Here is a 13,056-nt window from a genome sequence, read left to right as displayed (position 1 = left end):
GAAATACGGCAAAGAATCCTGTATGCCGCCCCCTTAAACCCCGAAAGAAGAGATCCGCCATGGAACCCAGCGCACCGATTACGCAGGATGTGATGACTTTTCCGCGCAAGGAAACGCCGTCTGACAAGATCAACCTTGTCGGGCTGACACGTGATGCGCTGCGACAGGTTCTCATTGAGAACGGCACACCGGAAAAGCAGGCGAAAATGCGCGCCGGGCAGATCTGGCAGTGGATGTATCAGTGGGGCGTGCGTGATTTCGAGGAGATGACGAACCTCGCGAAAGCCTACCGTGCCGAACTTGCCGAGAAATTCGAAGTGCGCGTTCCGGAGGTTGTGTCCAAGCAGGTCTCTGAGGATGGCACGCGCAAATACCTCGTCCGCATCAACGGCGGGCATGAGGTTGAGGTCGTGTATATTCCGGAAGAGGGGCGTGGCACGCTCTGTGTGTCGTCTCAGGTTGGGTGCACGCTGACCTGTTCCTTCTGCCACACCGGCACGCAAAAGCTCGTGCGCAACCTCACCGCCGCTGAGATCGTCGGTCAGGTGATGATGGCGCGGGACGATTTGAACGAATGGCCAGAGCGCGGCGCGCCGAAGGATGAGACACGCCTGTTGTCCAACATCGTTCTGATGGGGATGGGCGAGCCGCTCTATAACTTTGAAAACGTTCGCGATGCGATGAAGATCGTGATGGATGCCGAAGGAATTCAGCTCGGTCGTCGCCGGATTACGCTCTCGACCTCTGGTGTTGTTCCGGAAATCCACCGGACCGCGCAAGAGATCGGGTGTCTTCTCGCTGTGTCCTTCCACGCGACGACCGATGAGACGCGCGATGTGTTGGTGCCTATCAACAAGAAGTGGAACATCGAGAAACTGCTCGAAGCATTGCGGGAATATCCCAAGGCAACCAATTCCGAGCGGATCACGTTCGAATATGTGATGCTCAAGGGCGTGAACGACACCGACGAGGACGCGCATCGTCTTGTGAAGCTGCTCGACGGAATTCCAGCCAAGGTGAACCTCATTCCGTTCAACGAATGGCCGGGGTCCCCCTACGAGCGTTCGTCGAATAACCGCATCCGCGCCTTTGCGACGATCCTGATGCAGGCGGGGTATGCCTCCCCGATCCGCACGCCGCGCGGTGAGGACATCATGGCGGCCTGTGGTCAGCTCAAGTCCGCGACCGAACGTGCCCGCAAATCGCGTGCGCAGATCCAGGCTGAGGCAGGTCTCTGACGCGGACTCATGCGTCGCTAACCTGACCTTAACCAAACCGGTGGCATTCAACCGGTATGGACAGGATACACAAACGACTCAATCCCGCTGAACTTGCTGCGGTCACGGCGCTTCTCAAGCGTCGGCCCAGCGATTATGCGCCTCCGCGGAGCCCGCACACGCTGCAGGCCTACACGCAATTCGACTTTGCTCGGGCGACGAGTTGGCAGGACCTTTTCTCGCGACTGAAGGAGAAGGGATATCTGCTCGCCTGTGATGGCGCAGAGGTCGTTTTGCTCACCCTCGACGGCGAGATTCTCTGTGGTCTTTCCCAGATTAATCAGTCGGGCGCACGTCTCAGAGCCCGCCTTGGCGCGTTTCCATCCGGTGGCAGCGGTTCAACTTCGTGCCCTGTCACCCACCACTAAGGCTTTGACCGAAGACTCCGGAGTTTAGTTCATGGAAAATGTTACGGTTTTTCTCCCGAAGAGCACCGTTGAGATGTTGCATCTGCTCGCGCGGGAAGAGGGGCAGACGATCGGTGCGGTCATTCAGGAAATGGCCCTCGACCGGTATATGCATCGTGTGATGACCGCGGGGGAACACCGCGACGCGGAGGCCGCGGTTTCCGTGGATTATCGAAAGGCGTGAGGCTCAGCGCCCTGCCAATTCGGTGCGTGCCGATTCATCCGGCCACGTCTCGATCGCTGTGACTGCCTCTTCTGCGGTTTCGACAAATTTGAAGAGGGAGAGATCGTCACGTGAGATCGTGCCTGCGTCCGCCAGCGCGTCCCAATTGATGATCTTTTCCCAGAACGCCCGCCCGAACAGAAGAAAAGGCACCGGCTTCATGCGGCCCGTCTGAATGAGGGTCAGGCTTTCGAACATCTCATCGAGCGTGCCGAAACCACCCGGGAAGATCGCAATCGCGTTCGCGCGCATGAGGAAATGCATTTTTCGGATCGCAAAGTAGTGGAAGTTGAAGCAAAGCTCTGGCGTCACGTATTCATTCGGCGCCTGCTCATGCGGCAGGACAATATTCAGCCCGATTGAGATGCCGCCTGCTTCGGCCGCGCCGCGATTTCCGGCCTCCATCACACCCGGACCACCTCCCGTGACGATGACATTCTCACGATGACCGTTGGCTTTTGAGTGCTCCGTCATGATCCGGGAAAATCGCCGTGCTTCTTCGTAATACTTTGAAAGTTCTGCGAGAGTTTCAGTCTTCGCCTGCGATTTGGCCTCGGGCGAAGGAATGCGTGCGCCTCCGAAAAGGACGATTGTGCTCGTGATCTCATGCTCCTCCATGAGGAGTTCGGGCTTGAGCAATTCAAGCTGAAGGCGGACCGGACGCAACTCGTCCCGACACATGAACGCGCTGTCGGTAAAGGCGAGCCGATAGGACGGGGAGCGTGTCTGGGGCGTATCCGGAATATGGCGTTCTGCCTCCATGTCGATACGGCTGTCACGGAGGGGATGGCGGCGCGGGAAGGGTTTCGGATCGCTCATTTGGGCTGCCTTTCTTGGTTCGAGGCGGTTGAATGGTCGCGCCTCTCGTCTCCTACATTGCGTGAGGCGGCTGGACCGACTATAGCCTCCGCCAAGAGATTTTCCACGACGACCCGGAGACCATCATGTCGAATGCACAGCTCGAAGCCGCCATCGAAGCCGCGTGGGACGCGCGCGATACCATCACGCCTGCCACCGGCGGTGAAACCCGCGAAGCGATTGAGGACACACTCAACGCACTCGATAAAGGCACGCTGCGTGTTGCCGAAAAGCTGGAGAACGGTGACTGGCATGTGAACCAGTGGGCAAAGAAAGCTGTTCTGCTCGGGTTCCGCATCAAGGATATGGAACTTCAGGACGGTGGTCCGCAGGGTTCCGGCTGGTGGGACAAGGTCGACAGCAAGTTCAAAGGCTGGGGCAACAGCGAGTTCGCAGAAGCCGGTTTCCGCGCCGTGCCGAACGCAGTCGTTCGCAAATCCGCTTTCATCGCGCCGGGCGTTGTCCTGATGCCGTCTTTCGTGAACCTCGGTGCATATGTCGATGAGGGCACCATGGTAGACACCTGGGCGACCGTTGGCTCCTGTGCCCAGATCGGTAAAAACGTGCACCTGTCTGGCGGCGTTGGCATCGGTGGTGTTCTGGAGCCGATGCAGGCCGGCCCGACCATCATCGAGGACAACTGCTTCATCGGCGCGCGCTCCGAGGTTGTCGAAGGTTGTATCGTCCGCGAAGGCTCTGTCCTTGGCATGGGTGTGTTCATCGGCAAGTCCACCAAAATCGTCGACCGTGAGACCGGCGAAGTGATGTATGGTGAAGTGCCGCCGTACTCCGTTGTCGTTTCCGGCTCCATGCCGTCGAAAAACGGCATCAACCTCTACTGCGCCGTGATCGTGAAGCGCGTTGACGAGAAAACCCGTTCCAAAACGGGCATCAACGAGTTGCTTCGCGACTGATCTATTTCTGATATGTGATGAGGGGCGGCTTGGTGTTTACCGAGGCGCCCTTTTTCGAATTCTGTAATCGAATATGAGGCAGAGCCATGGGTGACAAACCAAAGAAAGTCTCGCGGCAAAAGGCATACACCCTTTTGGTCGAGGTCGGGCGCAAAGAGGGCGATGGCTTGCCAGAGGGTGCCACCGGCGGTGCGCTGATGGTCTATGCCTCAGGTGTCGATGAGGCTGAGGCCGTGCGGGAAACCGTCGCGATCCTCAAGCAGGCAGATCTCGCGCCATTGGATGTGACGGGCTACGGGACGCTGGAGGAGCGTCTTGAGATGGGTCATGACATCTCCGATGAGGAGAAAGAGCTCATGCAGCGTGCCCTCGACGAGAACTCTGTCGTCGTCGCACAGATGACTCCGTTCTACGAAGAAGATAACGGGACGCGCCACTAAGCGCCGCCAGGGGGCGCTTAGCGCGCGCCGAACCATTTACGGTAAATCGTGTCGTAGGTCCCGTTCTCGCGGAGCTTCAACAGGCTTTGGTTGATCGGCTCTGCGAGCGCGGAGCCTGACGGCAGCAAGATGCCGTAATTTTCTGGCACAAAGATCTTCCCGACGAGGCGTGCATCGCCACGGCCTTCGTTGTTTACGTAGTAGGCCAGAATCGGAGCGTCAAAAACCACGGCGTCGATGTCGCGGCGCTCGAAAGCCTCAATCAACTCGGTCGGGTTTGCATAGCCGGAAAAGTCGAATTCGCGGCGTCTCAGGAAATCGGCTGCGGTTGAGGTTTGCACCGTGCCGATTGATTTGCCGTACAGATCGTTTAGCCCTGTCACATTGGACTGAATTGCGTCGACGGTGAGCACTGCTGTGATCTTTGCGACAAAAATAGAGACTACGAACAGCGATGAAATGACGAGAAATACGCCGAACAGACGCCCGAGCGGTGATCTCGGCTGCCGTTCCTCGAAGCCCCCGTTTACCACAAGGTTAAGTGCCCACCAGAAGGACGGGAACATTGCCTCTCGTGCGGACAAATCGAAATAGGGTTGGTGCCGTCTTTCGAAATGCCACATCAACATTCCACCACCAAAGAGAATGGCGAATGCCGCTGCGATCGCAATGAGGAGATCCTTCGACATGATCGCCGACCAGATTGAGATTGAGCCGCCATCTGCAGGTGCCATGATCTGAAGGCCGGCCTCAAAGATCGGCTGCGAGAAATCCATGACCAACTCGCGGCTTGCTGTAATCGAAATGTTGGCAACTGCGGCATCAGAGCTATTCGTTTCGACTGCGTTGAGCATGTCGGAAAAGTTGTCGACGCGGTCGATCCGATAGTCCCACCCGAGATCGTCGGCCAACGCCTTCCAGAGATCCATGGAGAATCCGGTCTGTTCGCCGTCTCTTTCCATAGAAAATGGCACACGTGTCACGGTCGAAATCGTTAGTTCCTGCGCCGCACCTGAAACTGGTGCAAGAAGCAGAAAGAAAAGCGCGATTAAACGTTGAAAAATAGTCATCTTGTCCCTCATCGGGGCGCATATGACACGGGCCGCCTAAACGATTCAATAAATTGTTCGCGGGAAATGTATCTATACTTGTTCGATCGGTGCAGGCTGCCGTTTTTTGGGCAGATATCTGCATTGCCCCAATGCGACGCTGTGGGTAAGTCTGTAGCAAAAATGGAGACGCCAATGCCCCTCGATCCAGTAGCCCTGACCGCAGACCTGATCCGTTGCCCTAGCGTGACGCCTGACGAGGGTGGGGCGCTTGTGCTGCTCGAACGGACGCTAGCAGCTGCTGGGTTCGTATGTGTGCGTGTGGATCGGAACGGGACGCCCAACCTCCTTGCGCGCTGGGGTGAGAAAGGCGCGGCACGGACGCTTGGGTTTAACGGACATACGGATGTTGTTCCCGTCGGCGATGCGGCGGCGTGGAGCCACGATCCTTTTGGTGGTGAAATTGCCGAGGGGATCCTTTGGGGGCGCGGCGCGACCGACATGAAATCCGGAGTAGCGGCATTTGTCGCGGCGGCGTGTGATTACGCAGCGGAGGCTCAAGCAGGTTCCGACAAAGCGATCCTCATCACCATCACCGGCGATGAAGAGGGTGACGCGACGGACGGAACGGTGGCTCTGCTCGAGTATATGGCCCGTGAAGGGGAGGCGATGAGCGACTGCATCGTCGGAGAGCCGACATGCCCGGCCACGATGGGCGAAATGATGAAAATCGGTCGTCGCGGCTCTATCACCGCCTATTTCACCGCACGCGGCACGCAGGGGCATGTGGCCTATCCTGAGCGGAACAATAACCCCGTGCCGGTCCTCGCACGTCTCATGGCCGATCTTTCCGAGCATAAGCTTGACCAAGGGACGGAGCATTTCGACCCGAGCAATCTCGAAGTCACGACCTTCGATGTCGGCAATGCCGCGACCAATGTGGTGCCAAATCAGGCCTCTGCGACTGTGAATATCCGCTTCAATGACGCGCACTCAGGGGCGTCTCTGACAGAGTGGCTTTCGGCTAAGGCCCGCAAGATGGCTGAAGATACCGGAATCGCCATCGAGACGCGTTTCCAGATCTCTGGAGAGAGCTTTCTGACGCCTCCGGGGCCGTTCGTTGAGAAAGTCGCTAAGGCTGTTGAAGCCGTGACGGGAATGCGTCCGGAGCTGTCCACCACGGGCGGCACGTCTGATGCGCGGTTTATCAAGGACCACTGCCCCGTGGTCGAATTCGGCCTTGTCGGAAAGACGATGCATCAGGTTGATGAACAGGTCGAAGTTGCCCACGTCGAGGCCCTCAAGAAGGTCTATCAAGCGCTCATTCAGGACTATTTCGCATGACTGTGACGATTGCCCCCACAGAGGACGTGGATGCCTGCATTGCCCTTCGGATCGAGGTTTTCGTCGGAGAGCAGGGCATTCCGATGGAAGAGGAAATCGACGATCTTGATGATGTTTCCACCCACCTGCTCGCGACGGATGAGACGGGTGCGCCTGTAGGGACAGCACGCGTCTACGAGCAAGGCGAGATTGGCAAGATCGGACGCGTCTGTGTGGCCAAATCACAGCGTGGTACGGGACTCGGGGCCAAATTGGTTCAGGCCTGTGTCGATGAATTGCGCAGTCGGAATCATCTCTCAACCGCCAAACTCAGTGCCCAGACCTATGCCATAGGGTTCTATGAAAAGGTCGGGTTTGAGGCCGTCGGCGAGGAATATCCCGACGCGGGCATCCCTCACAAAGACATGGTGATGCCTCTGTGAAGCCTGTCCTGATCGTCATGGTCAAAGAGGCGCGGCTTGGACGCGTGAAGACCCGATTGGGGCGCGATTGGGGAATGGGCCGCGCGACATGGTGGTATCGGCATCAGACTGCGCAAACTTTGCGGCGGCTTCAGGACCCGCGTTGGTCCCTCGTCCTCGCCGTGACGCCGGACCGTGCAACAAAGAATTGGCCCGCGCATCTCGTTCGGGTTTCGCAGGGCCATGGCAATCTCGGCGCGCGGATGTCTCGTGTTTTGAGCAAATGTGGTCCATGGTCCGCCTTCCTCATCGGGTCCGACATTCCAGGCATCCGTAAGACCAACATCGCATCGGCCTTTGCCAAACTTGGCACTCATGACGCTGTGATCGGGCCCGCGACCGACGGCGGGTATTGGGGCGTCGGTCTGCGACACCCCACTCGTCAGCCAGCGGGCTTCATGCGTGGCGTTCGGTGGTCAACTGAACACGCGATGGAGGACACACTTGCGTCTGCGTCCTCACTCAATTGGGGGACGTTGGAGACGCTGTCTGATGTGGACACTGTGGCCGATCTCGAACGCCTCGGATTTACCGTCTGAATTCATGAGGCCAGATCGCTTTGCCAGTGGTGAGTGGTCTCGCGCCGTGGTAGCGTGATCCTATGAGCAGGATCCCGACAAAGGACGAAATCCTCCAATGGATTTCCGACAACCCGACACAGACCGCAAAGCGTGACATCGCCAAAGCTTTTGGGATCAAAGGCGCCGCGCGGATTGATCTGAAACGCGTTCTCAAGGAGCTTGAGGACGAAGGCCATCTGCGGAAACGCGGAAAGACCTATCGGGACCCTGATAAATTGCCGCCTGTGTCTGTGCTGTCAGTTCTCGCGCCGGACAACGATGGGGACCTCTTTGCCAAGCCGCTCGAATGGGCGGGCGAGGGGCCGGAGCCGCGTGTGTTGCTCTCGCTGCGTGAGAGCGATCCTGCCTTGGGCGAAGGCGAACGCATCCTCGCCAAGCTCCAAGAGGTGAAGGCCGACGATCACCAATATATCGCGCGCCTGATCCGCAAGATCGGTTCCAACCCGCGCAAGATCCTCGGGATTTACCGCAAGGACGCCGAGGGTGGCCGTGTTGTCCCGATTGATAAGGGCAAGGATAAAGATTTCATTGTCCGCGCAGGCAATGACTACGGCGCAAAGGATGGCGAGTTGGTTGAGGCCGAGCAGGCCGGGTCCCGTGGTCGCATGGGCCTGCCGCTCGCGCGGATTGTGACCCGTTTGGGCGATCCGTCTGAACCCAAAGCCGTCTCCCTCATCGCGATCCATCAACACGGGATTCCGGACGACTTTCCCGATGACGTGATCGAACAGGCGGACCGCGCCAAACCCGCCGGTCTCAAAGGTCGCGAAGACCTGCGCGACTTGCCTTTGGTGACGATTGACCCTGCCGATGCGCGCGACCACGACGATGCGGTTTGGGCCGAATTCGACACTGATCCGAAGAATGAGGGCGGATTTATCCTCTGGGTCGCGATTGCCGATGTGGCGCATTACGTGACGCCTGGTTCCGCGCTTGACCGTGAAGCGTGGAAGCGTGGCAACTCCACCTATTTCCCGGATCGGGTTGTGCCGATGCTGCCGGACCGTCTGTCCGGTGATCTGTGTTCTTTGCACGAGGGTGTGCCCCGCGCCTGTCTCGCCGTGCGGATGGTTATTGATGCGAACGGGAAGAAGACCTCCCACCGCTTCATGCGTGGCCTCATGCGGTCCGCGGCGTCCCTGAACTACGCAGAGGTGCAGGCGGCGCGCGATGGTCAGGTGAATGAGAAATGTGAGCCTCTGATGGAGACGGTGATCACGCCGCTCTATGGGGCGTATGAAGCGCTGACCCGCGCACGCAAGGCGCGTCAACCGCTCGAACTCGACCTGCCGGAGCGCAAGATTGTTCTGGGGGATGACGGGCGTGTTGCCTCTGTTGCCCTCGCGGCGCGCTTTGATGCGCACAAGCTGATCGAAGAGTTCATGGTGCTCGCCAATGTCGCAGCGGCCGAAGAACTGTTCCATCGCAACCGTCCTCTGCTCTACCGCGTGCACGAAGAGCCCTCGACAGAGAAGCTCGACGCGCTGCGTGAAGTGGCGCAGGCCTCCGGTTTCAACCTCGCCAAAGGGCAGGTGATCCACACCTCCCATCTGAACAAACTCCTGGCGCAGGCCGAGGGGACGGATCATGACGAGTTAATCAACATCTCGACCCTGCGCTCCATGACACAGGCTTATTATCACCCCGAGAATTACGGGCACTTCGGCCTTGCGTTGCGCTCTTACGCGCACTTCACCTCGCCGATCCGCCGCTACGCTGATCTCATTGTCCACCGTGGCCTGATTTCGGCGCATGGGTGGGGGAATGACGGCCTGTCTGCGGAGGACATGGAACGTCTGGAAGCAACGGCCAAGCACATCTCGGAGACAGAACGCCGCTCCATGCTCGCAGAGCGCGACACGACGGACCGCTATCTCGCGTCTTATCTGAGCGAGCGCGTTGGGACCGAGATGACTGGCCACATCTCCGGCATTCAGAAATTCGGCGCATTCGTCAAACTCGATGAGACAGGGGCCGACGGCCTCGTGCCGGTGCGGACTATGGGGGCTGAGTTCTTCCATTTCGATCCGTCGGAGCAAACGCTCATGGGCGCTGACACTGGGATTGTGATCTCCATCGGTCAGAAGGTTGTCGTCCGCGTTGCAGAGGCCGTGCCAGTCACGGGTGGTCTAGAGTTGGAGCTTCTCTCAATCGACGGGGCGAGCCTTCCGCGCGGACCGCGTCGATCCAAGTCCAAACCGGTCTCGCGCAAGTATAACAAAAGCAAAGCGAAAACCGCCAAGATTAAGAAGAAGGTCCAGCGCCGGAGGAAATAGCAAGAATCCGCGCGTCATATTTTGGGGAGTTCAAGGCGGGGCGGCTTTCGGTTTAGGCTAGGTCAAAACCAGATGGAGCAGTTCAGTATGCGGTCCCTAGTGATTGGTCTTTTTTGTGGTGCGTTGGGGCTTGGCCCGACAGCGGCGATTTCGCAAAATGCGCAACATTGGGTGCCGCCCGCACCGCACATTCCGGGAGAAGATTTGGTGCATAAGACTGCATCGCAAGCTGGATTTGACGCCTGGGTTGCTGATTTTAAAACCCGCGCGCGGCGCGAAGGTATTTCGGAAACCGTGCTCGACCGCGCGTTTCGGGGGATCGAATACAATTCGGACGTGATTGCAAAGGACCGCCGCCAATCCGAATTTACCAAGCAAATCTGGGATTACCTTGATAGCGCGGCCTCTCCGACTCGTGTTTCGAACGGACAGCGGGCCATGCGCCAACATTCCCGCACGCTTGATGCCATTGAGCGCCAGTATGGCGTCGACAAGTACGTTGTATCTGCCATCTGGGGAGTCGAGAGCGCCTATGGCGCGACGCGGGGCGATATCAACGTGATCGAAGCGATGGCGACGCTTGCCTATGATGGACGGCGCGGTCGTTTTTTCGAGCAACAGCTCATGTCTGCGCTCAAGATTGTGCAAGCGGGTGATACGCATCCCCGCAACATGAAAGGAAGCTGGGCCGGAGCCATGGGGCACACCCAGTTTATTCCGACCTCATTCGAAGCCTTCGCAGTAGATGGCGACGGTGACGGCAAGCGCGATATCTGGTCCAACGATCCGACGGATGCTCTTGCCTCGACTGCGGCCTATCTCGCGCGGCACGGCTGGAACACTGGCCAGCCGTGGGGCGTCGAGGTGATCTTGCCGTCCGGTTTCGATTACAGTTCTGCGCGGCGTGACAACATGCGCAGTCCGGGCGATTGGGCCGCGCGCGGTGTGGTCGGGATTGATGGGAAGCCTGTGCCCAACTACGGACGCGCGTCGATCCTGCTGCCCGCAGGTGCGGCGGGTGCTGCGTTCATGATCTTTGACAACTTTGCGGTGCTCGAGCGCTACAACAAAGCGGACGCCTACGTGATTGGCGTCGGGCATCTCTCCGACCGTCTCAAAGGCGGGCCGGGAATTCAGGCCTCATGGCCGCGCGGATATGCGCCTCTGTCCTTCAAAGAGAAGAAAGAGATGCAGCGCATTCTCAAGCGTGAAGGCTTCCTCGATGATAAGGTGGACGGCATTGTCGGCCCGAACACGATCAACGCTATTCGGGACTATCAGACGTCAATCGGTGTAACGCCGGACGGGTATCCGTCGCAGACGCTCCTGCAACACCTCAAAAGCTGATTAGGCCAGAAGGTCGGAGAATTCGGAGACCAACTGTTCGTAGATATCGCGCTTGAACGGTACGATCTCTTCGACCAGATCCACTGCGTTGGACCATTTCCAGCGCCCGAACTCCGGATGCTCTGTCTCGAGGTTCACATCGCTGTCAGCCCCCTGGAACCGCAGAACGATCCAAAGTTGCTTTTGGCCGCGATATTTCCCGTTCCAGATTTTCCCGAGAAGGTGATCTGGCAAATCGTAGGTCAGCCACTCGGAGGTTTGCCCGACGACCGACACCTTATCTTCGGTCACGCCGGTCTCTTCCCAAAGCTCGCGAAGGGCAGCTTCCTGCGGTTCCTCGCCCGGATCAATCCCGCCCTGTGGCATTTGCCACGCGCCGTTGGTGTCTTTCCGCTCTCCGACGAAGATACGTCCCTCGGGGTCAAGCAGCATCACGCCCACACACGGACGATAGGGCAGCGAGGCAAAATCTTTGCTCATGTGAATTATCCTTTGAGAAGGGGCGCAGAAAAGCGCCCCGACTTGATTAGTTGCCGATTTTCGAGAGACCTTTGAGAAGGTCGATCGCATAGGCCAACTGGAAGTCTTCGTCGCGAAGTTTCGCGGCTTCTTCGGCGGCGGCGCGCTCTTCTTCGATCTTCTGGCGTTCGTCTTCGGTGAGGCTATCGTTATCCAGCGCACCACGCAGATCGGCCTCTGAGCGGAACTGCGGCGTCTCCTCGGCCTCTGCGTCTACAGGTTGACGCGTCGGTTGCGCGACGACGATGTCCGGCGAGATCCCAAGCGCTTGGATGGAACGGCCCGACGGCGTGTAGTAACGCGCGGTCGTCAGACGCATCGCCCCGTCAGAGCGGAGCGGCATCACGGTTTGCACGGAACCCTTCCCGAAGGACTTTGTCCCGACAACGACTGCACGGTGATGATCCTGAAGCGCACCCGAAACGATTTCGGACGCAGAAGCAGAGCCGCCGTTGATCAGCACAACAATCGGTTTGCCCTGAGCCAGATCGCCCGGAGTTGCGTTGACGCGGGTGCTGTCCTCCGATGAGCGGCCTCGTGTGGACACGATTTCACCCTCGTTGAGGAAGGCATCCGACACCTTGATCGCCTGATCCAAAAGGCCGCCCGGGTTGTTGCGGAGGTCCACCACGATCCCGTCAACACTGTCGATGCCGCCGAGTTCTTCGATCCCTTCTTCTAGGCCGGATTCGAGGTTCGGGTAGGTTTGGTCGTTAAAGGTCGTCACGCGCAGGACAATCGTGTTGCCCTCCACGCGGGAGCGGACCGCAGTCAATTTGATGGTGTCGCGGATGATGGAGATGTCGAACGGCTCTTCCACGCCTTCGCGAACCACGGTGATGACGATTTCGGATCCAACCGGACCGCGCATCATCTCCACTGTTTCATCGAGAGTCATCCCGAGGACGCCTTGCCCGTCGACATGCGTGATGAAATCACCGGCCTCGACTCCTGCGATATCGGCCGGCGTGCCGTCCATGGGAGCCACGACTTTGACGAAGCCCTCTTCTTGCGTCACCTCAATGCCGAGGCCACCGAAGGAGCCCGACGTCTGCACGCGCATGTCGGCGGCATCTTTGGGCGAAAGGTAGGACGAGTGCGGATCGAGCGAGGATAGCATGCCGTCGATGGCCGCTTCGATCAGGTCCTCCGAGTCGACCTCTTCCACGTACTGGGCGCGAATGCGCTCGAAAACATCCCCGAAGAGGTCGAGCTGTTCATAGACATTGGCGGTTTTCTCGGCTTCCTGCGCCAGAAGCGGACCGGCAAATTGTGTCGAGATCAGTGTTCCCGCCAGGATACCGGCAACGCCAGCCATCAAGTATTTCTTCATCTCTATCCTCTTTCGCGAACCGCCAGC

The 13,056-nt window shown here is 58.6% G+C and carries 14 protein-coding genes; 10 read left to right on the top strand and 4 right to left on the bottom strand.

What is annotated here, in order from left to right; all coding sequences use genetic code 11:
• Window positions 1-59 precede the first annotated feature (59 nt).
• The 3 genes from rlmN to LA304_RS00905 are packed head-to-tail and all read left to right on the top strand — an operon-like array spanning window position 60 to window position 1,868.
• Window positions 60-1,238 carry a 23S rRNA (adenine(2503)-C(2))-methyltransferase RlmN gene (gene rlmN / locus LA304_RS00915; RefSeq protein ID WP_224501237.1) on the top strand — a complete coding sequence of 393 codons (1,179 nt, stop codon included), beginning with the start codon at window positions 60-62 and terminating at the stop codon, window positions 1,236-1,238.
• 56 nt (window positions 1,239-1,294) lie between these two features.
• Window positions 1,295-1,645 carry a hypothetical protein gene (locus LA304_RS00910; protein ID WP_224501236.1) on the top strand — a complete coding sequence of 117 codons (351 nt, stop codon included), beginning with the start codon at window positions 1,295-1,297 and terminating at the stop codon, window positions 1,643-1,645.
• Between the two features lie 31 nt (window positions 1,646-1,676).
• The gene (locus LA304_RS00905) at window positions 1,677-1,868 is read left to right on the top strand and encodes a hypothetical protein (protein ID WP_224501235.1); all 192 of its coding nucleotides are present in this window, start codon (window positions 1,677-1,679) and stop codon (window positions 1,866-1,868) included.
• Between the two features lie 3 nt (window positions 1,869-1,871).
• On the opposite strand, the gene LA304_RS00900 is transcribed toward LA304_RS00905, so the two are convergent.
• The gene (locus tag LA304_RS00900) at window positions 1,872-2,726 is read right to left on the bottom strand and encodes a TIGR00730 family Rossman fold protein (RefSeq protein WP_396022164.1); all 855 of its coding nucleotides are present in this window, start codon (window positions 2,724-2,726) and stop codon (window positions 1,872-1,874) included.
• A gap of 125 nt (window positions 2,727-2,851) precedes the next feature.
• Here LA304_RS00900 and dapD point away from each other — a divergent pair, with 125 nt between their 5' ends.
• Together dapD and LA304_RS00890 are read left to right on the top strand one after the other, a co-directional pair.
• On the top strand, window positions 2,852-3,679 hold the full coding sequence (dapD, locus tag LA304_RS00895; protein ID WP_224501234.1) for a 2,3,4,5-tetrahydropyridine-2,6-dicarboxylate N-succinyltransferase: 828 nt from the start codon (window positions 2,852-2,854) through the stop codon (window positions 3,677-3,679).
• A gap of 86 nt (window positions 3,680-3,765) precedes the next feature.
• The gene (locus LA304_RS00890) at window positions 3,766-4,119 is read left to right on the top strand and encodes a hypothetical protein (protein ID WP_224501233.1); all 354 of its coding nucleotides are present in this window, start codon (window positions 3,766-3,768) and stop codon (window positions 4,117-4,119) included.
• A gap of 17 nt (window positions 4,120-4,136) precedes the next feature.
• Here the strand turns inward: LA304_RS00890 and LA304_RS00885 are convergent, their stop codons facing one another.
• A complete protein-coding gene (locus LA304_RS00885) occupies window positions 4,137-5,189 on the bottom strand; it encodes a transporter substrate-binding domain-containing protein (protein WP_224501232.1) in 1,053 nt (350 codons plus the stop codon).
• A 174-nt stretch (window positions 5,190-5,363) separates the two neighbouring features.
• On the opposite strand from LA304_RS00885, the gene dapE reads away from it, so the two are divergent.
• The 5 genes from dapE (at window position 5,364) to LA304_RS00860 (ending at window position 11,177) form a co-directional block, all read left to right on the top strand.
• Window positions 5,364-6,512 carry a succinyl-diaminopimelate desuccinylase gene (gene dapE / locus LA304_RS00880; protein ID WP_224501231.1) on the top strand — a complete coding sequence of 383 codons (1,149 nt, stop codon included), beginning with the start codon at window positions 5,364-5,366 and terminating at the stop codon, window positions 6,510-6,512.
• The gene (locus LA304_RS00875) at window positions 6,509-6,934 is read left to right on the top strand and encodes a GNAT family N-acetyltransferase (protein ID WP_224501230.1); all 426 of its coding nucleotides are present in this window, start codon (window positions 6,509-6,511) and stop codon (window positions 6,932-6,934) included. The genes dapE and LA304_RS00875 overlap by 4 nt, the downstream gene beginning before the upstream one ends.
• Window positions 6,931-7,512: a TIGR04282 family arsenosugar biosynthesis glycosyltransferase gene (locus LA304_RS00870; protein ID WP_224501229.1), complete on the top strand. Its 582-nt coding sequence runs from the start codon at window positions 6,931-6,933 to the stop codon at window positions 7,510-7,512. Before LA304_RS00875 ends, LA304_RS00870 begins: the two co-directional genes overlap by 4 nt.
• Window positions 7,513-7,574: 62 nt before the next feature.
• Window positions 7,575-9,830, top strand: a complete 2,256-nt coding sequence (gene rnr, locus LA304_RS00865; protein ID WP_224501228.1) for a ribonuclease R — start codon at window positions 7,575-7,577, stop codon at window positions 9,828-9,830.
• Between the two features lie 87 nt (window positions 9,831-9,917).
• Window positions 9,918-11,177: a lytic murein transglycosylase gene (locus LA304_RS00860; protein WP_224501227.1), complete on the top strand. Its 1,260-nt coding sequence runs from the start codon at window positions 9,918-9,920 to the stop codon at window positions 11,175-11,177.
• On the opposite strand, the gene LA304_RS00855 is transcribed toward LA304_RS00860, so the two are convergent.
• Window positions 11,178-11,657, bottom strand: coding sequence for an RNA pyrophosphohydrolase (locus tag LA304_RS00855; protein ID WP_224501226.1), 480 nt, complete (start codon window positions 11,655-11,657; stop codon window positions 11,178-11,180).
• 46 nt (window positions 11,658-11,703) lie between these two features.
• On the bottom strand, window positions 11,704-13,029 hold the full coding sequence (locus tag LA304_RS00850; protein WP_224501225.1) for a S41 family peptidase: 1,326 nt from the start codon (window positions 13,027-13,029) through the stop codon (window positions 11,704-11,706).
• Between the last annotated feature and the right edge of the window lie 27 nt (window positions 13,030-13,056).

The sequence above is a fragment of the Celeribacter litoreus genome, assembly GCF_020165855.1.
GTDB lineage: Bacteria > Pseudomonadota > Alphaproteobacteria > Rhodobacterales > Rhodobacteraceae > Celeribacter > Celeribacter litoreus.
Note: the sequence above shows the minus strand (reverse complement) of the source record. Positions and strands in the feature narration are given on the sequence as shown.